Genomic DNA, 23338 nt, shown 5'->3' with positions numbered 1-23338 from the left:
ATTAAAGCCGTTGGGCAAGTACAAAAGCAATAGCGGACTTCAAAGTGATTACCTGGCCACTATAGCAAAGATTTATTCAATCCTCAGACCTTAATCTTACCACTATATCCGCTATTGCTTTTATAATTTTTTTTTAGTTCAGTATTTTTTTTTATTTGTTAAATTGTCTTTCTCGTTCCTTTAACCAACAAGTATAAAGTAAAAGATACTTCCCCAATTGCTGCCGAAAAACCTACAATATTGGCTAAAACAAATTGATAGCCGGGAAATATAAAATTCCCAAAAGTCTCAAGCATATAGCCCCCAGCAGCTAAAACCATTAATATGCCAAACACTTTCGGGAAAAGTACAGAACGATAGAGCAATATTCCCAATAGCAAACAATGAATACCAAAGAATGCTCCTGCCAAAAGATATCCCGCATTGTGTGCATTCATGTATAGCATTGTCCATGCCTCTTGTTGTTCAATGCCCAAGCTTGACATAAGCCCGCTTCTACTAGCCGTTTCTAAGGCCATATAATGGTTCAAGAGATTTAAGCTTCCGATGGCTGGATGTGCCAAAAGCCGGAAGACTGTAGCAATTGCAGCTATAGTTTTATTGACAGACTTCAATAACTGGTACAGTAATATTGAAATGACTGCATCTATCATGAAAGCCAATAAATCGCTTATCAGGCCAAGACGGAAAAATACTTCGGATGAAATAATGTTTGTCAGGGTTACTTGAGGGTCATCTGGAAAAAAAATCGTTCCACGCACATATCCTTGGCTAAAACCTGCCAACAGGATCACTAGCAGATATAGAATACCGGTTAGTCTAGCTTTATTTTTTAGTTTGTTGTTCATTTTTCTTCTTTTCTAAGTGCTTAGAAATAATTCTTTAATTGGTTTTCGAACTTTTTTTCTTAGTTGTGTTTCATCACTTTTCGATCTATACCCTACTGGTGCAATTACCGAAGCATTGAGTCCCATTTCGTCCAGACCAAGAATGCGGTTATATGCTTGTTTATCAAACCCCTCCATCGGACAGGCATCTATCTGTCGGTCTGCGCATGCAATAATAAGACTGTTTAGTGCGAGGTAGGTCTGTTTTTCTGTCCAGTTTCTTCGCTCTTCAGAGTTCATATTTGCGATGTTGGATTTAATGGATTCCGCGTACTTTTTAAGACCATGGTCATCTACTATCTGCTGGGTATCAATGATAAGTTGAATGTGATCATCCACGTGTTGATCATGATTGATCGTGTAGTTGCAGAAAATAAACAAATGAGATGCATCCGTAATTTGGGCTTGCTCCCAGGAGGCTTTGCGCAGTTCTTTTCGGATCTCGGGGTTCTCGATAATCAATACTTTATACATCTGTAAGCCATATGAAGAGACCGAAAGCCGAATGGCTTCCTTTAGAAAGTTTAAATCATTCTTTGGCACCTTCTTGGAAGGGTCAAAGGCTTTTGTGGCATAGCGCCAATTAAGCTTATCTAGTAAATTCATTTGTTCTTTAGTTTTGGGGTTTAATAAATGTTTTGATGATAAAATCTTGCTGAAATCCGGTTTTGAGATAGAGCCTCTTTCCCATATCAGAAGCTTGCAGAGTGGCATAGTTAGCCCCCTTCATTCTGCCGATATTCATCATGAGAATAAGTAATTCTTCTGCATAGCCTTTTCTACGCTGGGATGGAATGACACCCATAGAGTGGATACCAGCAAGACCTTGCTGATCCATAAAAAGCACAGCAATACCTACCGGATCTCCATTATGTTTTCCTATGAAATAATCAATGGAAACCATGGTTCTGTTCACTGTGTCAGCACTAATTTCATATCCGAATGCTTCCTTAAATAGCTGCGACCAAATTTCAGCCATTGGTTTACTAGTCACTTTTTGAATGACAACCCGATCCACAATGCCAGGAGCGTCTTCGAGATTCACAGACATGGCTACTTGGGTGAGCCTTTCTTGAAACCCACTGGATTTAAGCATGGACTCCCTCATTTCAACATCACCTCCCCAAATAGGGAGTGACAACTTGGTCAAGTTCCATTTGAGCTGAATATCCATAAGTGTCTGTGTGTCTATTGGTTTAGTAAACCACAGTTTATTAGGCCATTCACCGCTTGCTGCAATGCTTAGGTGATAGCCTGATTCTTCGATGTACTTTCCGGCAAGCCGACCTCCCGTCTTCCAAAGGGCAATCAGATTGTTTATATTTGCTTTGTTTAAATCCATTTTATATTTTGATTAGAATTACACCTGCGATCATCATAAACAACCCTGCAATTTTCTTCATCGTGAATGGCTCCAATGGCATATTAAACCACCCGAAATGCCCAGCAATTGCTGCAAAAAGGAGTTGCCCAGCCAATCCGAAGGTGACAGCCGTTGAGATGCCTACTTTTGGAATGACATAGTAGAAAAGTGTTACAGCCAAGAAACTTAGTAGCCCGCCTAATACCCACATATAGACCGGAATCTCCCTGAGTTGATACATACTTGGAAATTGTCTCACAGAAATTAGTACGGCAATGAGTGTGAAACTCGCACCCATGGTCAATGCTGTGAGCGTTGCTAGCAAGGAATTGTTTAGCAGAATACCGAGCCGAGAATTTATTCCTCCTTGGATCACTACCATAACCCCTACCGAAAAGGAAAGAAGTAGTAATGTCGAATTGTTCATGGCTTGACTATTCAGATTTGATGGGAATGGCTAATGGTCGCAAAGGCGAGCCACTTGCTCCTTTGAGCTTAAGTGACGCAGCGATGAAAGCAAATTCATATACTTCATCTTTGGCTAACTCCTCCAGATACATCTGCTCGATGAACATCACCCCTTTTTCTGCCAATAGGTAAGTGTGTACTGGAACCCAGTTATCTTCTCGCTCAGGAGGAAAAGCTTCAAAGCTGAGGTTGTCTGCACCTAAGAGCATGATTCCCTGTTCTTCGATTAGCCACTTTACTGCATCAAGGCTGATACCTGGATAGTTGTCCAGATAATGATTCGCATCCTCATAAAACTCAGCCTGACCTGTACGTACAACAACAACATCGCCAGGCTGAAGCTTAAGGCGCTGCTTTTTAAGCGCATCCTGAAGATCATGGACGGTAATCCGATAGTTCTCTGGAAATATCCCTTTCGATGATTTTACATCAATCATTACTCCACGAGCAATAATGGGAGGAATGGTCTCTGCACCAGTCTTTTTCCAACCTTTGTCTCCAAGGTGTTGCTCAGAAGTAAATCCATTCCAGATTTTTCCGTTCAAACCAAAATGGTTGAGTGCATCAATGTGTGTACCCATGTGCGTATACATGGAGATAGCATCCCCTGTGTAACTCACCTTTCGATTCATGGCTTTACCCAGTCCATTTGGATTGTCAACGACAGTACCGTTTGGAGTATGGGTCAACCAGTATTGATAGCCAGGATCGCCCAATGAATGGAAGCTGGGCATACCCACGAAATAATCAACACTTAAATCATAGGTATTACCGGATTTGATCTGAGACAATACCTCAAAACGTGTGTAATTTGACATTAGATTCAGTGAACCTATTTCATCATCGGATCCCCAAGGGCTTTTGCCAACGGTTTCAGTTTGTTGACCTAATACTGTCAACTGGCCTGCAAGCAGCAAGGCCAATACAAAACTTGTCTTTATCATGATTTGAATTATTTGTTTGTACAAATTTTCAAACCATGTAGGCCAAATCAATTAAGGTATCTTAAGAAAGCCTTCTTGCAACACTTTTTCGAAGAGCACTGAGGTGTTCTGGTGTTATTCCTAGGTAAGAGGCAATCATATATTGAGGAATCTGTTGTTCCATATTCCTGTATCTACTTATAAATTCATAGTAGCGTTCATCAGCAGTTTGACTCATGGAGTTAATTGTTCGTTCTTGAAGTGCAACATATCCATTTTGAGTTTTAATTCTGAAAAACCGATCCATCATATGTATATTGTCATACAGCTTATTTAGTTGATTCCTGTGAACCTGCAAAACAGTGCAATCGGAAATCGCTTGAATAAAAAATGTGGCTGGCTTTTGAGTTAGATAGGCATAAAGGTCATTTACCCACCAACCTTTAATACCAAATTGAAGAATATGTTCCTTGCCACTATCATCAACACGGTATAGTTTGAGGCACCCTTCTGCAATAAATCGCATATGGTTGGATGATTGCCCTTTTTGAAGTAAATACTGTTTTTTCTTTAGATGAATAGGCTTAAATGCATCCTGAATTAGCAAAATATCCTCTTCTTTTAAGGGAACAATTTCTTTAAAATTATGAATTAAGGTTTCATGCATCGTAAAATGATTAATCCCTGATATTTGTACGTCTTTTTTTGCCGGTGCACAACATTTTTAATAGCTATGTTATAGTCTCGAGTTGCGTATATAGGTATTATGCACCCAACTCTTTATTCGTCTCTTAAATTAAGAATTTCAGACAAGGAATCCAGTGGCCATACTGAAGGTTAAATGGAAACTGTTAAAAATGTTCTGCAAATCTTTGTAGGAGTAGGTATTGGTGGGTCAAGAAAATCGTAAAAGCAATTAAGGTTGAAATATTATCTTGTTCCCATTAGCTTCAACAAGGTGCTTTTCCTGAGGCTTCGTGATTTTGATTATAAGCAGTTATTTTTCCTAATGGATCCACGCTAAAAAAATGTGTAATTTATTCCCATATAATCTAATTACCAACCCGTTATTCGAACCCTTCGACAGGCTCAGGGTCCGATTAGGGGCCTGTTTCAGGAGCGAGAATACTTAGGTATTGTAGTGTCGTTTTCTATTTACCTATTCAATTTTGATTGTCGCCAGGTTCCGTCCTTCCCCTTTTATTCTCCCTTTTCTTTTTGCATAAATCAATTTAATTATTTCTGCTCTTGAATCTGCAACTACTATCTCATTTGGTGTTTCAATTTTCAAGTAGTCGGTCTGTAATTCTCTATCCTTAATTTTTACGTTAAACATCGTTCCAGTGAAAATAGATAGAACTGTCATTGAACTGTCAGGTTGCAAAATAACCACTGAACTGTCTGAGCTTGGATTGTTAGGAAAATTATGAATTTGACTCTTGTCCGAATAATTGAGCCCGGGTCGGACAGTTACTCTGGCGACATGGTCCGAAGTGTTGTCAATGGTCAATACCTTAAATCCCTCGCAACTGTTTAATAGCATAGAGATTATTAAAAGTGTCAATATTTTCGTTAACCGTCTCATTTATTTAATACCCTACATTTTTCCAAAAATGGACTTTTAGCATCACGTACAATTGTTATGGACTAAACAATTTTGTGCTTAAAACATGGACATTTTTGGCATGCTTAGCAGAAATGTATAAGATGCACGCGAAAGGTCGGAACTGGCTGTAAGCTTAAGCTTTACCTTATTCAGCACCAATAACCTAATCTTTTCTATTTGTCAGTGATGAATTTTCCTCTAATTAGGTTAAATGAATCATTCTCTTTTCGCCCAGTGAATATCAAGGAAAAATTTTTGCCGTCTTTACTTAGCCATTTATTTGCAAAATTCCAATAAAATGTATTCAAAGGAATGAATCCTTCTCCCCATGAATTGTCATAAAGAACAGTAGTCCATGGTCCCCATGGTTCTGGGGCATCAAACATGCCAAGGTTCCCTCGATGAGATTCAGTATGTTCTGTTGTCAAAAAATACCTTTCAAGTTTTGAGTTATAGCTCACATTGATGCTCCAACCAACACCGTCAGGGTTTTCAAAGACAGGTAGTCGTTCGTTTAAATTTCTTGTCCATATTGGCTTATCATTATTGGTGCCCCCAAAAAATGAATACGCATTCTGCACTAGGATAGAGTCCTTATGAACTCTGGCTAAATCGATGAGTCCGGGTTTTTGACAATTTAACCAATCTACTTTATCTTCATAATTATCAGGCCCTTCGTAAGATTGAAAACGTATTAGATACGTGTAAACAAAATCATCTTTAGCATTTTCGTAGTTTTTATCAAAATTGCACACGGTTGGCATCATAATTCCTTCTTCCCTAGTAAAATTCCAATCTACAAATTCCCATGTCGCACCGTGATTATCAGAATAGGCAATCTTTGCTTGATCAAATTGGTCTTCATCGGTTTGAAACATACCACACCACATGTATAAGATTCCATCGATGCTAATAATACCGTAACTTTTAGCAATTAAATTATTATTATTATTCTCACTATTATGCCCTCCCCATACATTAAAAGCTTTAAAATCATCCCAATTCCCTTCTAAACGCGCTACCCCAATACTAGATCGTCCAAGCTTATTGGTGCCATCAAACCCACCACCATCTCCCCAAACGGTGTATTGCTTGTTATCATCAGCCCATGTAATTGGCCAGTTATCGCTGCCAGGCGCTAGACTAATATGCGTAGACCAATCAAACTCAATATTTTTAACAACTGGACTTGGCGGATACGGCATATTTTGGGAATATACAATGGTAGCATTTGCAATTAATAAAATTATTATAGATAATTTAACGCTCATTGAGTTTTCAGTTAAAGTTTAGGTGAATGTTGCTTTAAATGATTTATTAGATGATTTGGCATCCAATATAGTAAATAAAAAACTAACCAAGAAAATCCGCAAAATGCCCTCAAGCAGAAACCAATCGAACAGCTCTTCATAGCCTCAAAACTACTTATACATTGCCTATTCTTTTCCTAAACCAACGGGGAAGACCACGAAATTCTGGATTATTACCTTAGAAATAGACAATTTATAATACAGCTTGCTTTAACTTTCTAAACCAATCCGGGAATATTCAAAAGCTGTCCTGATAGCCAAAATTGTCCGTGTACTATTCCACCTACTTTTGGTTCGGTCGAAAAGAATCCCCAATCTGCTACTACATCTATTTCCCCTCCCAGCGTATCCACAAGCATCCACTGAAATTCCTGACCTGTTAGATCATTTAATTTCTTCTCTGATTGTTTAATTGTTCCGGTAATAATTCCTAAAGCCTCTGGTGTATTGAGCTCAGGGTTTTCATTAGAATTGAATAATCCACTCGGCACAAAGGATTGAGTTGACCATTTTACTCCACCCTCTTGCCCTTGCTCAAATGCTGTTTCATTTTCATAATAATCTATATCCTGAGCAAATGCAGAGAGCTGTATTGCTATGCTTTGTGGAAACTTTATACTTCCCAATGATTTATGGTTTGGAACATCAAAAACAAATGGATAAGCCCCACTTTCAGGATTGCCTGGTTCAGTTGGGTCGGCCCATGAATGAAATGCGCCATCTAACTCGCTTTCCATCCTATCAAGGGAGGCTGTTAAGCACACATTCCTTTTACTAATTCCTTTATAATGAGGTTTAACACCTAACAATTCATGATTCAAATTGCTTTGTATCCAAAGCTCTGCACCGGAAGAATCTGAATACTGAAAATAAGTGCCTTTATCAGTTTTAATCGAGCTAGCCTTTGCATATGCTTTTTTAGCCAATTTGTAAAATTCCTCTTCACTATCTATGTCAAATCCTATATCTGATAAATGACTCATTCTTTCGCTTTTTTAATGCCCCGTTAAATTAAGGATTCCGGACTAGGAATCCAGTGAAGCAAGGGATTTTTAAATTGAATCAGAAAAAAAAGGCCTTTAAACCCGGATTGTGTAATAGGATTTCTCCGCCCTGACAATGTCAGGGGTGAAGCCTGTCCCGTGTTTACGGGAAGTGTTGCAATCGAAAGACAATCAGGCTGTTTGGAAAATTTAGCATAGCACCGCTATGGTGAAATTGAAAACAGCAACGATTGGGTATTTTGAAGCGATTTCAGCATGTAATAGATTGTCTATTGCATATCTCGGGTTAAATCTCTGAATGGATGTACTGTGCATCCCATTAAAAAAAAAAGGTCTGGTGGGATACCAGACCTTTCAGGGGTAGTTGATTATTTTAAAAAGTGGATTGTAATTACATTTTAGCGATTAATGACTAACCTTAGATGGTCAATAACACCATCTCTTCCAAGTAGTCTCACCAAATAAACGCCTTGTTCAAGTTTACGCAAAGGAAGGGTATATTCACTACCATTACTGTTTCCAGCGTTGAAGTTCAATACCAGTCTACCATTCACATCGTAAACATTTATCCATTTCACAGAAACCTCAACAGGCAAGCTAATGATAGCTTCATATTTTGCTGGGTTAGGATAAATTGTCGCTTTGGATACCTTAGCTTTTGGCAATTCTTCATTTGAATCCTCATCGGCATCATCTGCCAATTCATCGTCTTCAAACATAACCCTTGAATTGGCTCCTTCACCACCATTATTTGGGTCCAGTCTTTCAAGAATGATTCCGGATACACTTGCATTATTGGCAGAGGCTATGAAACCTAGGTTCATTTCTCCATCTGTTACGACAATGTCTTCAAAAACCAATTCAGTAGGCTCATAATTGCTTTCAACATATAGATCGAAATCTTCATGTACCGTTACTCCTTCAATTAAGATATCAAAAACCCGTTGACCAGGTTGACCAGCAGGTCCACCATTGCCAAACCACAATTCATTGTGGAATGTCCTAACTCTATAGATACCATTGTCAACAGGGATATTGTAAGCCAAAGACTTTCCATACCTATCTGTCTGGTAAAGTTCAATAGCACTTGAAGAACTGTTTTTGTATGTTTTAGTACTATTGAATAAGGTTGGGAAGGCTTTGTCTCCCAAGAAGAGCTTACCCTGATAAGAAGTATTGACATCCGATCCGGCATTCAAATACATTGACCAAATCGGAGCTTCGTCCCAAATATTAATCTCTAAAGTATCCGCATCCATCATTGCAGCACTATCCATAACTGTTAAGATAACAGAATAAGTACCAGCAGTATCATACAAATGTGTAGGATTAATCAATGTACTTGACTCACCGTCTCCAAAGTTCCAATTGTAGATCAAGTCTCCTGAGCCCGTGGAAGCAGAGGCATCAAAAGCAATTTCAAATGGTGCGGCACCTTCTATATCCGAAGAGTTAATAATTGCAAATGGAGGCAAGGACACTGAAGTCAATGATTCGATCGTTAAACCTACTATAGTGGCATTGTTTTTTGATGCAACCAATCTGAGATTTAACTCACCATCTCTTACTTCAATGTTCTCAAAAATCAATTCAGTTGGGGCATTACTATATTCTGCAAATAGATCAAAATTATTTTTAACCACCTCACCTTCAATCATAATGGTGTACACTCGCTGACCTACTTCTGAAGCAGGACCAGACTTTCCAAACCACAATTCGTTGTGAAAGGTTTTTATCGTATAAACTCCATTTTCAACTGGTGCTGAAATAGTAACATTTTTGCCTGATCTTTCTGTTAAAAACAGTTCCGGATCTCCTGCTCCTAAATTGCTCCATATCGAAGAGTTTTCTATTGTAATACCGGAAGTGGCTTCCCCTTGGAAATCGGTGCCCATATAACTTGTCGTTAAGTTAGTACCCATATTTACACTTAGGCTATAGGTAGGCACAGGAATATAATCACCTACTATGATCTCTAGTTCGTCTGTATCCATGTATCCATTTTCATCCGTGACTTTAAGACTTACCAAATAAGTACCGTTTTCATTAAAGGTATATTCAGGTTGCATCTCTGTAGAGGTAAAATCGTTTTCGAAGTTCCATTCATAAGTCAATTCACCATCACCTGTAGAATTTCCACCATCAAATGTTACTGTTAATGGAGCTGGTCCATTAACAGTATTGGCTTCTGCTAAGGCTTCCGGATAAACAATTAAGTCATCTTGTGCTTTTATCGAAAAGCCAGATAAATTGGCATTGTTCACTATGGCTACTAATTGTATGTTCAAAGTGTCATCAGAAACGATGATGTTTTCATGGGTCAATTCAATAGGCTGATAGGCATTCTCGACAAATAAATCGAAGTTACTTCTTACAAGTTCACCTTCTATATAGATGTCATAGACCCTTTGATTTGGTCTTGCTTCTCTACCATCTCTACCAAACCATAATTCATTGTGATAGGTTTTTACAGTAAAGACACCATTTTCAACAGGCACTGAATAAGTGAAATTCTTTGCATAACGCTCTGTCAAATACAATGGAGGATTTCCTGCTGAACTATTGCTATAGGCATTAGAACTGGTAAAGGTTATTCCAACATTGTTTTCTCCAATATAAGATTCTCCATTTTGCTCAACGGTAAACTGACTTCCTGCATTTACATTCAATTCAAATTCTGATGGAGAAATAGCACTAATCGTCACTGAATCTGTAGCAGAATCTCCTGCCAAACTTGAGACAGTTAGTTTCACATTAAATTCACCTACTTCCTCAAAAAGATGGGTTGGGTTTTGTTCAGTCGAAGTATTACCGTCTCCAAAATCCCAAGCAAAAGTAAAGTCCTGAGGTCTGGAAATTTCATTGAAGAATTCCACTTCAACAGGCACTATTCCGCCAACAGTAGAGGTAGTAATATTAACAATTGGTATTGCCCCAATTTCGCCTTGATTAACTATCGAAATACCTGAAATTGTTGCATTGTTTACCTTTGCAATCAAACTTAAGTCCAAAACTCCATCGGTAACTTCTATATTTTCGAATATCAAAGCAATAGGTTGATTGTTGTTTTCTACAAACAAGTCAAAATTAGGTTTAACAATCTCATCCTCCAGAAGAATATCAAACACTCGTTTACTAGGGCCGGCTGTACCCCCATTAGGCAATCCAAACCAAGTTTCTGTATGGTGGGTCGTTACTGTATAAACACCATTTGGAACTTCTATCTGATACGTAAGGTATCCTGCAAATCTCTCTGATTTGTACAATTCATTTCCAACAACGTTCCCATTTCTATAAACTGACCCGCCATTGTGTATGGAGGTAAGACTTAAATCGCCCAAATAAGTATTTCCTTCTAATTCTACATTTGCACTAGAACCTGTATTGTAATAAAGAAATACTTCTTCAAAATTTCCATCAGCCTCTATTGGGATGGTAATCTCCTCATCATTTCTAAGGGTAATTACCAAATTGGCAGAACCAGTAAGTTCTTCTCCAACAAAATCCAATGTGAAATTATATGCATCTTCAGCTCTAAGGAGCACATTACTCACCAATTCCCCTGAGACGATTTCAAAATCTTCAGCATTTTCTCCAGTAAGTTCAACTGACCTTATCCAAACACCTGTTTTACCATTTGTAAGGCCAATACTTATGTCTTTAGGCTTACCTTTTTTGACAAGGATAGTTTCAGGAACTACCAATTCACTTTCTACCAGTGGACTTGTATTCGGATCATCAAAACCGAAGTACTCCATGTTACCAATATTTCCTCCTCCTCTTCTAGGAGAACCGGCAACTACATACAAACCTTTTCCGGAAACTATACCTTGTGTACCATGACGTCCAATATTGAGGGTATCAAGTATTTTCCATTCCTGAGTCAATGGATCAAACATTTCTACATTAGGTAATGCTAGAGGATCAGTAGCAACTTCTCCTCCTGCTACAATCAACTTACCAAGATAGTTGTTCACAACTGCAGCAGCTCTAGGTGTAGGTAAATCCAAGCTATCAGGTAAAGTACTCCATGTTTGTGTAATGAAGTCATAAACATCAACTTCTGGCAATACTGGTGTAAAAGTACCCAATTCACCTCCAGATTGTCTACCAGAAACTGCATATAGTTTACTGCCAATTGTAGCTGCAAAGAAATGGTCTCTAGCCCTAGGTGCATTTTCCAAAACAGTCCACTCACCAGTTTCAGGATCATAGCTATCGAAGTAATTAACATAACCGCCATCATGTCCATCAGTATTTCCACCTACTACATAGAATTTACCTCTATATTCTACAAGGCCAGCTGATCCTCTTCTTCTATTTTCAGGAATTTCAGGTCCTTCTATCCATAATTCGTTCACTGGATCAAACATCCAAATATTTGATGCCGGAGTTTCATTTGGAAAGTCATTGTTCTCAAATGCACCAATCACCCAAATAAGTCCCTGATAATATACTGCCTGAAAATGGTTAAAGCTATAAGGATTAATTTCGGTCAGAGAACGCCACGAATCATTCTCTATATCATAAATATCAATTGTAGTTGAACTTTCTCTACCTCCCATAAGATAAAACTCATGACCGGCTTGTACAAAACTACCTTCATGCCGAGGGTGGTAGGAACGATTTTCATTTTTAAAGTGCCATTCCTGACTTGTCAATTCTGGACTAATGGTCCAATTGAAGTTAAAGGAGACAGCATCTGAATGAATTTCATCTTCATCATCAATAGTAACGGTAATTCTGTATGGGCTATTGGCCAATGCCCCTTCTTCAATGGTTCCATAGATGGTACCATTCGTTGGTTCAAGAAAGATTCCTGGAGGCAATCCTGTAGCAGTGTAACTTAAATTTCCATTTCCTCCGGAAGCTTGCACATACATACTACCATCTGTTTCGTGACCAGCAAAATTAATCTGGTCCTCAACTTTAGTAAAGGTAATAGGGTTTTGAATTGGCTTACCCAGAATTTCTATCCCATTGAAAAGCGGATTTTCTTTTTGTTTTTGGAATATTATATTCAATTCACCATCAGTCACTGTGACCTGGTATTGCTCCATTCCTCCCACCTGATGTCCAAATCTCTCGATTAAGTCGATGGTTGTTTCAACCATATCACCTTCTATCTCAATTCCATAATAACGTTTACCTAGTGTAGAAGTACCTATATATCCATTACCTAAATATAAGTTTACTGCATATTGTCCATTTGGAAGCGGAATTTTGTATTCCATAGTGCCCTCTGTGGTATACCTTTCAGTACCAAAAAGCTGTACATATTCTTCATCCGAAATATATGATGGTATGGATACATGTCTATTATCAGCTAAAAAGCTATTGGTGCCACTTTTTCCTAGTGTGGCTTCAAAAACATCAGAATTTGCGGGTCCATTAACATAATTGGGTAACCAAGAGGGTGTGCCATCGTTGGTACTTATTACAGTTCCTCCTCCATTTATCCTAAGTAAAATAGTGAAATCTTGTTCTACAGTTACTTCAAAAGTTTGATCAACAAAGTATCCATTTGAATCTGTTGCCCTTATGGTAATGTTTGAAACAACCTCATCATTCGGTATGTTTATTGTTAATTCATGATTGACAATAGATGCTCCAATAACTGAATTTGTATTTTCAGCAATGGTAAAAGTTAGATTATTTTCCCCATCATTGTCACCAAAATATTCTTCTAAATCAATGGTCACGTCATCATCTCCAAGCAACTTTCTGATATCTTTCAGGCTACGAATAGTGTATGGTTTTTCTCCGATTACACTAATGAAATTCCAAACGCCAATAAAGCTTTTTAACGAATCATTTGATGTGCCATAAATACCTACCGCCAAAGGCTCACTCATATCCTGAATGGAAGTAAGCACTGATCCCGAAGCCTGAATTGTACCAAGTGGAACCAAAGCTTGATTACTGTATTTATAGAATGGTTTTACTGTACCATTTACTGGATCTACATCAAATGACAATTCTATTAAAGTATTTGATCCTGGTCTCTCATTTACAGGAATAGGTAAAAACAAAGGATTGGGATCTTCTACATCATTAATTTCCTGAGCTGCAAGTATTCCATCAGCAGTAAATACAAGTTTGATAAAATTACTCTGAGTACCATCCCCTATTTGAATACCTACTTCTCCATCTCCATCAAAATCGTACAATTGGCCCGGTGACGACAAACCTATGATTCCTGAGGTAATTACATAGTTCCCTACCTCAGTGCCCACATTTACGCCCAGTTGAAACCCTTTCTCTTGAGTATTGGTTAGCCCATTGGCTGTTCCTCCAGTCATGGAGACCTGAATAGCACCAGCCGTTCCACCATAAATATCAGGGGGACCTGGACTATCATTCCCTTTATCCAGCCATTCTAGCCAGTTAGGGTTTAAACTTCCATTGTTCATAAGCCCAGTTAATCCCAAGCCTAAATAACCAAATTCATCTCCAGAAGCATCTGATTGATTGGTGAACAATTGGTTTTCTAAAGGAAGATCACTAGGATAACCTACTTGAAAAGGATCCAATTGGTCTAAAATTCCATCTCCATCATCATCCTCATCATTTAAATTAGAAATTAAATCCTTGTCATAATCATCAGGAGCTGAACCACCAGAGCAATAGTCTGTACCATTGTCAATTTCATCCTGATTAGAATACCCATCATGATCATAGTCTGCCAACGGATCAAACTCAGGGTCATCCTCAGCTATACAAAAAATATCATCAGCAGGAGTTAGAATCATAATCCTATTGTCGAAAGTAGCTGCCCAAATCGTTCCGGGAAATGTAGAAGTATCTCCATTTGTGGTGATTCCTAATGCATTTCCACCATTTAGGTTCCATTTATTGAACTCAGCTTCTTTTAAAGTACCATCCTCATTAAGGTGGATCAAATGTAAAATCCCTCCATTTTTACCAACAATCAAAGAGCCTTTTATCGCCCCTTCAAAATTACTCGCTGTATATTCAGCTATACCATTTGAATTGTTCGGTACTACTGTAATAATATCAGGTTGAGGTCCATTGGAATTGGTTAATGTAGGAGAAATAAAATCTGCCTCTGCCGGATTAGCTACACTGTAAGGAACAGGAGGCCAGTTTACTGGCAAGCTATTGGCTGCATATTCCTCAAAACCAGGATCTCCAGGTGCAATTGGTTCTAATATTTCTGTTCTAAACTTATCTGATGGTGTAACCATCGGAGTAATATGAGTAAAATCCTTATCATCCCCGACAAACTTAGTATATAAGCCAGCTCCTCCCGGAGAAAATGGAAAAGGGCTACCAAGTTGATATGGTTGCCCTGGATTCGCTCTTATAGGTGTTGGATGACCTCCATAATAAGTACCAGGAGTATAATTCTCTAAATCGGCAGAAATCATTATAAGATGATCCTGATTATCTACAAATTCTCCTGTAATAGTAGGATTTAAAGGACTCGCCCCAGGTTCTAGTGGATCATATGCATTGGTAACCAAAGTAGCATCTCCTTCAAACTGAGGCATTCCACCCCAGTTAATGTTGGCACCATTGTCTGTTAAATATAGTCTGTTATTTTCAGTAACTACCAAATCATAAGTATTCCTATAACCTGGCGAAAAAATCTTCACAGGGCCGTCTAAGGTTACCATTCCCATATTCAATCCATCATTGCCGCCAAATGGGTCGTTGACATCTATGCCGTCATACCCAGGATCATTCGGGTCATAAATACCATTTACATTAGGTCTTGTGGGATCATCCAATGTTGGAACATCGTACTTATAAGCCCTTCCTGAATGGGCATCTATTTTTGTAGGAAGTGCTTCCAATGCGTCCAGATCAATCTGTAACACAGCTGCAGCAAGCGCATATTCGGATATATAAGTGAAATTCTTGGAAGGTGAACCAGCATTGGTAAAACCTCCATTACTTACTAATAAGTAAGGCTTCCCTCCTATAGTTGTATACTCTATACCATTAATAGCATGATTTTCTTCCGATCTGGCAAGCCCTCTAACCAAATCTACGACTTCCCACTCGGTACCGGTCCAGGTCAACCTTGTGATCATACTGGAATTGGTATCCAACATGGTGTCACCACTTGGCCCACCCCATTTAGGATCACTTGAGGTAGCATAAATAACAGGATTTTCGGCTGTACCTGTTACTGTTATACCCGTTATTTGCCTACCATTTCGATTGTCATAAGCCAAATATCCATGATCATCGTAATTAGGTATTTGCTTAACACCTAATAATACTTCCTCCCCAATAACATCATATTGGTTAGGTCCTTCCTTGGATATGGTATAAATTTTAATTTCTCCCTTGAGCTGAGACACGTAAAGTCGCTCATCAGGACCAAATTCTAAGGATGTACCTAATTTGATTTCCTCGAACTCATTAAAATTTAGTGCTGTCTGATTAAAACTAACCGTCTGGCCTTGCAATGGCCCCGAACTCCCTAATCCAATCAATATAATGCAAAAAAACAATTTGACCGGAATAATTACCCGCTTTTTCATCGTAATTGAAATTAAATATGCTAAAACTGTTTAATAAGAAAAATATAAAAATTTTCAACTGTTTATCTACTACAATATTAAGGGATTTAACAGTAAAAGTCAAGTCTAAAAAGCATTTTAATCGTTTTAAAATACATTTTTATTGATTCATTTGTTATCTAGCGCTGGATTTATACAAAGAAGGTAAAATAAGTTTATTAATGGTTACTTTTGTACATTGATATGAAGGAACAAAAAAGCTATTTCATTCTCGTTTTGATTTTAGGTGCCTTAAGCACCATAAGTCCTTTTTCTGTGGACATGTATCTTCCTGCATTTCCGGCAATAGCAGATAGCCTTTCCACTAGTATATCCAACGTTCAATTGTCTTTGACCAGTTATTTAATTGGGATTGCCATCGGTCAATTGTTTTATGGACCCTTACTAGATAAGTTTGGCAGAAAAAAACCCTTATATATAGGTTTGTGGATATATGTGGTAACCTCAGTAGGGTGTTCCTTTACATCTTCCGTTGAATCTCTTATTCTAATGAGATTCATGCAAGCTGTAGGGGGCTGTGTGGGAATGGTAGCTGCTCAAGCTTTAGTCAGAGACATTTTTCCAGTAAACAAAATTGCCCAAGCATTTGCCCTGCTTACCTTGGTGATTGCAGTTTCCCCAATGATAGCCCCCACTTTAGGGGGGTATATTACAGCTCATTTTCATTGGCATTGGCTTTTTATTATTTTGTCAATTATATGTACGCTGATTATTTTTGCTTGCAAATGGCAGCTTCCGGATGGTGCAGATCCTGACCCTAGTGTATCTCTAAGGCCAAAAGCCGTAACCAAAAAGTACTTAGAAGTATTACATAACAAACAATACTTAACCTTCATTCTCGTTGGTGGGATTGCAGGAGCAGCCCCCTTTGCCTATATAGCAGGGTCTTCGGATGTATTCATTAATATTTACGGACTTACAGTCACTGAATATGGATGGCTATTTGCTTTCCTGTCGATTGCCATGATCGGGGCTACTCAACTGAACCATGTTCTGCTCAATCATTTTAGCAATAGAACAATTGTGATTACTGCATTGTGTTATCAATTGGTGATTGGTTTTATTATGATCCTGGGAGTTTGGACAAATTCCTTCAATGTTTATTTCCTAATAGGCATGATGTTTATATTTTTAACAGGCCATGGATTAAGTGTACCCAATTCCACAGCCATCTCCTTGGCCCCATTTAGCAAAGATGCGGGAAGTGCTGCAGCCATGATGGGGTTTATGCGCATGGCAATTGGAGGCATTGTTTCTGCTTTGGTAAGCGTATTTCATAATGGCACGGCTATACCTATGGTATTTTTAATGGCATCTTGTATTTTAATTGCAGGACTTGTACTGCTCTATTATTATTATTCTATTGGAGAACTAAAGCGTTTTAGAAATATAAAGCAAGACTGATTGGCAAATTTCTATATTATAGGGGATACTGGAATAATTTTTTAACTTTGCACTTTATTAATAAAACAGTAGGTATACAGAATGATTTCAGTAGATAATTTATCCCTCAAATTCGGCAAGAGAACCCTGTTCGAAGACGTTAATTTAAAGTTTACTCCCGGAAACTGTTTTGGCGTAATCGGAGCCAACGGAGCCGGTAAGTCAACTTTTTTAAAGATTCTTACAGGTGAAATGGATAGTACTACGGGAAATGTGAACATCACACCCGGCCAAAGAATGGCAGTATTGTCACAGGATCACTTCGCCTTTCAGGATGAAGAGGTTCTACGGACCGTTATTATAGGTCATAAAAAACTTTTTGAAATAATGACGGAGAAGGATGCCATCTACATGAAGGAGGACTTTAGCGAAGAGGATGGCCTAAGAGCTGCTGAACTAGAGGCTGAGTTCGCTGAAATGGATGGTTGGAATGCTGAAAGTGATGCTGCTGCATTATTGTCCGGACTTGGTGTTTCAGAAAACCTTCATAACAAGTTGATGAAAGACCTATCTGGGGACCAAAAGGTAAGGGTGCTCCTAGCTCAGGCTTTATTTGGTAATCCTGATATTCTCGTTCTTGATGAACCTACCAATGATCTGGATGCAGAAACCATAGGCTGGCTTGAGGACTTTTTAATTAACTTTAAAAACCTTGTTATAGTAGTTTCTCACGATAGGCATTTCCTAGATGTAGTTGCTACACATATAGTAGATATCGATTTTGGTAAAATCAACATCTACTCCGGTAACTATACATTCTGGTATGAATCTTCTCAATTAGCGGCCAAACAAAAATCAGATCAAAACAAAAAAGCTGAAGACAAACGAAAAGAACTTCAATCTTTTATAGAGCGTTTTTCTGCCAACGTTGCTAAGTCCAAACAGGCCACAGCAAGAAAGAAAATGTTGGAAAAATTGAATGTAGATGAAATCCAGCCTTCGACAAGAAAATATCCTGGTATTATTTTCAAGCCTGAACGTGAAGCTGGAGATCAAATCTTGCTAACGGAAGAGCTTGAACTTAAAAATGACAGCTCTACCTACTTTACCGATGTTAATTTAATGGTAGATAAAGGAGATAAAATAGCCTTTCTTTCCAAAACCAAACAAGCGGTTACAAAATTTTTCCAGACTATAATGGGAGAATCTCCTGTTCAGTCTGGAAGTTTTAAATGGGGAGTAACTATCAATAAGGCTTATATGCCGAATGATAATTCTCCTTTCTTTGACTCCGATTTGAAATTGATTGATTGGCTTAGCCAATATTCAGAGAACCAGGAAGAAGCCTATGTTCGAACATTTTTAGGAAGAATGTTATTTACTGGTGAAGAATCCTTTAAGAAAGCTTCTGTTCTTTCTGGGGGTGAAAAAGTAAGGTGCATGCTTTCACGTATGATGCTTCAAAATCCAAACTTGTTGGTTTTGGATGAACCTACCAATCACCTCGATTTGGAATCTATCCACGCTCTTAACAATGCCATGATAGATTTCAACGGGACAGTATTGTTTTCTTCCTATGATCATGCTTTTGTTCAATCAGTAGCCAATAGGATAATCGAATTTACTCCATCAGGCACAATTGATAGAAGAATGGATTATGAATCTTACCTTGAAAGTGAGGAGATCAAAGCTCTTAGGGAAAAAATGTACAAGACTTCTTGAGTGTAAATTCTTAGTCAGAAAAATAAATTAAAAAAGCTGTGGAGATAAATTCCACAGCTTTTTTAATTGTTCTAATTGTTATACATGTACACCTGTAGTTCCACCACCTTCTAAGGTAAGGTTTACAGGAGCATTGGTCTTCCAAGAACCACCAGTAAAGTCAGGGACATCTATAGAATTGGATCTATTGGCCACAGACCACTCACTTAACGGAGCGATAGCACTCCAAAGTGCTCCATCATAAACATCCTGGTCATAAGGAAGTCCATTTCTTAGGCAATCGATCATTCGCCAGTCCATCATAAAGTCCATTCCACCATGGCCACCAATCTGCTTGGCCATCTCTCCTACTTTTTTGACTATTTCAGGAGTATAACGCTCTTCAAGGGCTTTCATTTCATCAGCTTTAAACCATCCCTCATGTCCAGTAGAAATTCCTGGAACAGGATATTTGCTTGCAGCACCCTTCGTTCCGCTTAATAAATGAATTCTTGAGTAAGGACGGGGAGAACTTACATCATGCTGAACCATTATTGATTTCCCCTTTTTCGTTTTTATAATAGTGGTATTCATATTACCCCTAAAATTCTTAGTAGCAAAAGAAGAATAAAAACTATCTGTTTCTGCCAATTTCTGAGCATTTGCTTTCATAAGGAAATCATTGCTAGAAAGTGAGGTTAAATAATCCATTTGGTCTCCCCTATTGATGTCCATGGCCTGACAAACAGGTCCTAAACCATGGGTTGGATAAAGACTACCATTTCTAAAGTTCTCTTTCAAACGCCACATGTCTTGGTAACCTTCCTTCTGAAAGTTCAATCCCAACAAGTCGTGAATATAAGCTCCTTCACCATGGAATACATCACCAAAGAATCCGTCTCTAGCCATATTGAGCGTCATCAACTCAAAGAAATCATAACAACAGTTTTCCATCATCATGCAATGTTTCTTAGTGCGTTCAGATGTCTCTACCAATTGCCAGCATTCTTCTACCGTAACAGCAATAGGTACCTCACTACAAGCATGTTTACCAGCTTCCATGGCATAAACAGCCATAGGGGTATGCCATTCCCATGGAGTTACTATATATATTAAATCAAGGTCGTCCCTATCAACCATTTTCTTCCAGGCATAAGCAGAACCACTGTAAGTTTCAGGTTTATGTTTGGTGCCTTCCAAAGATTTCATCACTTTGTCTACCATTTCTGGCCTTAAGTCACAAAGTGCTTTAATCTCAACACCTTCAATTTTACTAAGTCTGTTAACTGCTCCAGGTCCTCTATTTCCTAAGCCTACTACTCCCACTCTTACTACGTCCAATTTAGGTGCAGCATAGCCAGACATGTTAAATCTCTGGGTATGTTGTTTCTTGCTTTGAGCAAGCACCTGCTCTTGTTCTTCTAGTGACAATCCTTTAAAACCAGTTCCCACTACTCCTAATCCGGCAAGGCCGGAGAGTTTCAAAAACTCTCTCCTTTTATTACTCATAAGTACATTTATTAGTTAGTTGATTCTTTAAATTTATATATATATTCAAAATCTTCATCAGATTTTGAAAAACACTTTCTTTTTATACAAAAAATAACACAAATACCACATTATAGCCAAGGTGAAAACCCCATTTAGCAATTCAAGTAAATTTTCAGGAAAACCTAATGGTTCTAAAAACCCATAGTTGAAAACATGAACCACTTTAGCCAACCATCCGTGACCAAGTAAATTCGCAAACAAATAAATAAAAATAGAATTCATGCCCACTACCGTAAACATAAAGGGCCATTGATTAACCTTCTTTACATCAATAAACCAGAAAAAGAAGGTCAAGACAAGGATGGCCCATCCACCTGATGCAAGAATAAAGGAACTAGTACAGATTCTCTTAATGATTGGGGTAATGCCTGACCAATCCAGTCCATAACCCAAAACCAACCCCGATAGACCAGCTATCAACAAATATTTTATTTTTAGGTCACTAGCTCTTTGGCTTAGTAAGATTTTCCCACACATGGCTCCCCAAAGCGTATGTACTGTTGTAGGTATGCAATTGATGGCTACCCATCCGCCACTACTTAATTTACCCATTAGAATCAAATCAACATACGAACCAAAATTCTCACCTTTAACAAAAGGAGCGGCAGGCTCATAAAGTCTATACATCAATTCGGTTAATAGCAACAAACCAATGGAAATAGCAAGTTGGGTTTTAAGTGGTTTATTGATTAAAAAATAGGTCACTAAAATGGTAAAAGACAATTGAGTAAGCACATTCCATAACTCAAAAACCAGCTTTCCGGCATTTATACAATACAGCCCTGTACCAAACAGAAAAAGAAGCAAGCACCTTTTGAGGATGTGGCGCGTAACTTTCCCTTTATCTCCCTGTTTAGCCAATCTTTTATTCAAAGAAAATGGCATGGCAACACCAACGATAAACATAAAGAAAGGCTGAATAAGATCCCAAAATCTTAATCCATTCCAAGGATGGTGGGTAAATTGGGTAAAAAACATATGCCCAACTGAACCTTCTGAAAACATCCCCTCAAAAGCCCCATAAATTCTCGCTGACTCGCCGATTAGCAAAAACATAGTAATGCCTCTGTAGGCATCCAAAGAAACTAATCTATTGTCATTGGCTTTCTGAATACTGGTCATTTACTGTTAGGGAAAGAGAAAGTAGTCATTAATCGTGTTATGTGATATTTCAAATATAACTTTTCATGTTTCAGGTTCAAATAGAACTTCATATAAATTATATGACTGGTTAGTCATGAATGCTTAAATTTTTCGCTTTACCTACTAAATTCACAAAAATTACTTACTGAATATTAGATAAAAATTGAATTTAGCTTTTATATTGGTTCAGAAATAAGCCAACCTTACCTATTATTTTACATTCACAAATAAGCCCTTAAAACACAAGGTCTAGTCAAGAATTTCTTTTACAATTGAATAATATCCTTTGGCATGCTGATCCATACCCAGATCAGTTGGATGAGTTCCATCTACCGTTCCTTCCATGGTAAGCCCAATTTCCTCTTTTTCCAAGTAATAAAGTTCTTCCACTCCTTCCGCTATCAACATTCGGTAAGCTACTTTTGATAAATTATTTCTGCCTTGATAGGCATTTTTTCTATCCATATTTACCAATTCATCCGTATAACCTGCATGTTCAACCATTAGGATAGGTGTATCGGGTCTTTCTGCTTTCAATTTCCGCACGGAATCCATCATCCTCTTGGTAACTTCCTCCTCAGAAAAGGTATCCCTAACCAAATTTGGTAAGCAATCCAGCACATATAAGCTACTATTTATTGTAGCCATATAATCAATAAGTGGCTCTTCTAACATTCCATTTCCTGAAAATCCAAGATTAATCATCGGCTTATTAATCATTCTTTCTAAGATGGCGGTCCATGCCATCCCAGGCCTGGAAGCACATCCTCCTTGGGCAATAGAAGTACCATAAACGACTACCGGCATCTCATTATTTGAAGGAGAAATAAAACTGAAATCAGCATCATTATCTACTCCAATTTCAAGGAAGGTAACTTCATTGTACAAAGGCAGGTAGAGATCAAAATCTTTGGCTGTTGCAATACCTGCTTTAAGTGGGAAGGTATATTGGATCGTATCACCAAAGGAATAGCTTCCACGAACCCAAATCCATTCAGGACTATCTCTGATATAAAGGTCTAGTCCACTTACTCCTGTGGCAGGCATATGGGGCATTGCTTGACGTCCTGAGACCACATACCTAACCTTAATTTCCTGGGCATTTGTATTAAATTTCAACTTTACCCCTGCAGCATGTCTTGACAAACCCCATACAGCTTTTCTAACTTTATTTTCAGCATCATCGGGAAGTCTGTGATAATCCAAACCTGTCCAACCCTGTCCATGAATTAGGTTTTTATTTGGGGATTTCAAAGGGTTATTCCAACTTAAGTCTTCCTGAGCCAATACCAATGAAAACTGGCAAAACAATAAGGACAATGCCAAAAACAATCTTAGATTCATCTTGATAAAATTAGTGAAATTATTTTTTAGGAAAGTTTAAGCAACTAATTTAGAAAAATTAAGAAGATTAAAACCTAAATAACACAATTAACTGTGAACC

Annotated in this window: 15 protein-coding genes; 2 read left to right on the top strand and 13 right to left on the bottom strand. The window is 38.1% G+C overall.

What is annotated here, in order from left to right:
* Nucleotides 1-158 precede the first annotated feature (158 nt).
* From AC13EX_RS10375 to AC13EX_RS10330, 10 genes are all read right to left on the bottom strand, one after another.
* A complete protein-coding gene (locus AC13EX_RS10375; protein WP_482892624.1) occupies nucleotides 159-848 on the bottom strand; it encodes a DUF4386 domain-containing protein in 690 nt (229 codons plus the stop codon).
* Nucleotides 849-860: 12 nt separating this feature from the next.
* Complete coding sequence (locus tag AC13EX_RS10370; protein ID WP_482892623.1) at nucleotides 861-1493, bottom strand: NAD(P)H-dependent oxidoreductase; 633 nt, start codon at nucleotides 1491-1493, stop codon at nucleotides 861-863.
* Nucleotides 1494-1500: 7 nt separating this feature from the next.
* A complete protein-coding gene (locus tag AC13EX_RS10365) occupies nucleotides 1501-2229 on the bottom strand; it encodes a GNAT family N-acetyltransferase (RefSeq protein WP_482892622.1) in 729 nt (242 codons plus the stop codon).
* 1 nt (nucleotide 2230) lies between these two features.
* On the bottom strand, nucleotides 2231-2677 hold the full coding sequence (locus AC13EX_RS10360; protein ID WP_482892621.1) for a DMT family transporter: 447 nt from the start codon (nucleotides 2675-2677) through the stop codon (nucleotides 2231-2233).
* A 7-nt stretch (nucleotides 2678-2684) separates the two neighbouring features.
* Nucleotides 2685-3662 carry a cyclase family protein gene (locus tag AC13EX_RS10355; protein ID WP_482892620.1) on the bottom strand — a complete coding sequence of 326 codons (978 nt, stop codon included), beginning with the start codon at nucleotides 3660-3662 and terminating at the stop codon, nucleotides 2685-2687.
* Nucleotides 3663-3723: 61 nt separating this feature from the next.
* Entirely contained in the window at nucleotides 3724-4308 is a 585-nt protein-coding gene (locus AC13EX_RS10350; protein WP_482892619.1) for a Crp/Fnr family transcriptional regulator, read from the bottom strand.
* A 492-nt stretch (nucleotides 4309-4800) separates the two neighbouring features.
* The gene (locus AC13EX_RS10345; protein ID WP_482892618.1) at nucleotides 4801-5226 is read right to left on the bottom strand and encodes a hypothetical protein; all 426 of its coding nucleotides are present in this window, start codon (nucleotides 5224-5226) and stop codon (nucleotides 4801-4803) included.
* 194 nt (nucleotides 5227-5420) lie between these two features.
* Entirely contained in the window at nucleotides 5421-6518 is a 1098-nt protein-coding gene (locus AC13EX_RS10340) for a hypothetical protein (RefSeq protein WP_482892617.1), read from the bottom strand.
* Nucleotides 6519-6775: 257 nt separating this feature from the next.
* The gene (locus AC13EX_RS10335; RefSeq protein ID WP_482892616.1) at nucleotides 6776-7540 is read right to left on the bottom strand and encodes a hypothetical protein; all 765 of its coding nucleotides are present in this window, start codon (nucleotides 7538-7540) and stop codon (nucleotides 6776-6778) included.
* A 419-nt stretch (nucleotides 7541-7959) separates the two neighbouring features.
* The gene (locus tag AC13EX_RS10330) at nucleotides 7960-16077 is read right to left on the bottom strand and encodes a malectin domain-containing carbohydrate-binding protein (protein WP_482892615.1); all 8118 of its coding nucleotides are present in this window, start codon (nucleotides 16075-16077) and stop codon (nucleotides 7960-7962) included.
* A gap of 222 nt (nucleotides 16078-16299) precedes the next feature.
* On the opposite strand from AC13EX_RS10330, the gene AC13EX_RS10325 reads away from it, so the two are divergent.
* The gene (locus AC13EX_RS10325; protein ID WP_339711743.1) at nucleotides 16300-17520 is read left to right on the top strand and encodes a multidrug effflux MFS transporter; all 1221 of its coding nucleotides are present in this window, start codon (nucleotides 16300-16302) and stop codon (nucleotides 17518-17520) included.
* A gap of 81 nt (nucleotides 17521-17601) precedes the next feature.
* Nucleotides 17602-19221: an ABC-F family ATP-binding cassette domain-containing protein gene (locus AC13EX_RS10320; protein WP_048643493.1), complete on the top strand. Its 1620-nt coding sequence runs from the start codon at nucleotides 17602-17604 to the stop codon at nucleotides 19219-19221.
* A gap of 78 nt (nucleotides 19222-19299) precedes the next feature.
* Here the strand turns inward: AC13EX_RS10320 and AC13EX_RS10315 are convergent, their stop codons facing one another.
* The 3 genes from AC13EX_RS10315 to AC13EX_RS10305 all read right to left on the bottom strand — a co-directional run bounded on the left by AC13EX_RS10315 (nucleotide 19300) and on the right by AC13EX_RS10305 (nucleotide 23238).
* The gene (locus AC13EX_RS10315) at nucleotides 19300-20709 is read right to left on the bottom strand and encodes a Gfo/Idh/MocA family protein (RefSeq protein WP_048643492.1); all 1410 of its coding nucleotides are present in this window, start codon (nucleotides 20707-20709) and stop codon (nucleotides 19300-19302) included.
* A gap of 57 nt (nucleotides 20710-20766) precedes the next feature.
* The gene (locus AC13EX_RS10310) at nucleotides 20767-21873 is read right to left on the bottom strand and encodes an acyltransferase family protein (protein ID WP_339711748.1); all 1107 of its coding nucleotides are present in this window, start codon (nucleotides 21871-21873) and stop codon (nucleotides 20767-20769) included.
* Between the two features lie 270 nt (nucleotides 21874-22143).
* Complete coding sequence (locus tag AC13EX_RS10305) at nucleotides 22144-23238, bottom strand: SGNH/GDSL hydrolase family protein (RefSeq protein WP_482892614.1); 1095 nt, start codon at nucleotides 23236-23238, stop codon at nucleotides 22144-22146.
* Between the last annotated feature and the right edge of the window lie 100 nt (nucleotides 23239-23338).

The organism is Cyclobacterium sp. L-R, assembly GCF_056859355.1.
The sequence above is the reverse complement of the archived record's forward strand: the minus strand, read 5'-3'. Positions and strand labels throughout refer to the sequence as shown.

What these genes read in the sequence shown, in the direction of transcription:
- AC13EX_RS10375 (WP_482892624.1), bottom strand. Translation starts at nt 848, where the DNA reads ATGAACAACAAACTAAAAAATAAAGCTAGACTAACCGGTATTCTATAT.
- AC13EX_RS10370 (WP_482892623.1), bottom strand. Translation starts at nt 1,493, where the DNA reads ATGAATTTACTAGATAAGCTTAATTGGCGCTATGCCACAAAAGCCTTT.
- AC13EX_RS10365 (WP_482892622.1), bottom strand. Translation starts at nt 2,229, where the DNA reads ATGGATTTAAACAAAGCAAATATAAACAATCTGATTGCCCTTTGGAAG.
- AC13EX_RS10360 (WP_482892621.1), bottom strand. Translation starts at nt 2,677, where the DNA reads ATGAACAATTCGACATTACTACTTCTTTCCTTTTCGGTAGGGGTTATG.
- AC13EX_RS10355 (WP_482892620.1), bottom strand. Translation starts at nt 3,662, where the DNA reads ATGATAAAGACAAGTTTTGTATTGGCCTTGCTGCTTGCAGGCCAGTTG.
- AC13EX_RS10350 (WP_482892619.1), bottom strand. Translation starts at nt 4,308, where the DNA reads ATGCATGAAACCTTAATTCATAATTTTAAAGAAATTGTTCCCTTAAAA.
- AC13EX_RS10345 (WP_482892618.1), bottom strand. Translation starts at nt 5,226, where the DNA reads ATGAGACGGTTAACGAAAATATTGACACTTTTAATAATCTCTATGCTA.
- AC13EX_RS10340 (WP_482892617.1), bottom strand. Translation starts at nt 6,518, where the DNA reads ATGAGCGTTAAATTATCTATAATAATTTTATTAATTGCAAATGCTACC.
- AC13EX_RS10335 (WP_482892616.1), bottom strand. Translation starts at nt 7,540, where the DNA reads ATGAGTCATTTATCAGATATAGGATTTGACATAGATAGTGAAGAGGAA.
- AC13EX_RS10330 (WP_482892615.1), bottom strand. Translation starts at nt 16,077, where the DNA reads ATGAAAAAGCGGGTAATTATTCCGGTCAAATTGTTTTTTTGCATTATA.
- AC13EX_RS10325 (WP_339711743.1), top strand. Translation starts at nt 16,300, where the DNA reads ATGAAGGAACAAAAAAGCTATTTCATTCTCGTTTTGATTTTAGGTGCC.
- AC13EX_RS10320 (WP_048643493.1), top strand. Translation starts at nt 17,602, where the DNA reads ATGATTTCAGTAGATAATTTATCCCTCAAATTCGGCAAGAGAACCCTG.
- AC13EX_RS10315 (WP_048643492.1), bottom strand. Translation starts at nt 20,709, where the DNA reads ATGAGTAATAAAAGGAGAGAGTTTTTGAAACTCTCCGGCCTTGCCGGA.
- AC13EX_RS10310 (WP_339711748.1), bottom strand. Translation starts at nt 21,873, where the DNA reads ATGACCAGTATTCAGAAAGCCAATGACAATAGATTAGTTTCTTTGGAT.
- AC13EX_RS10305 (WP_482892614.1), bottom strand. Translation starts at nt 23,238, where the DNA reads ATGAATCTAAGATTGTTTTTGGCATTGTCCTTATTGTTTTGCCAGTTT.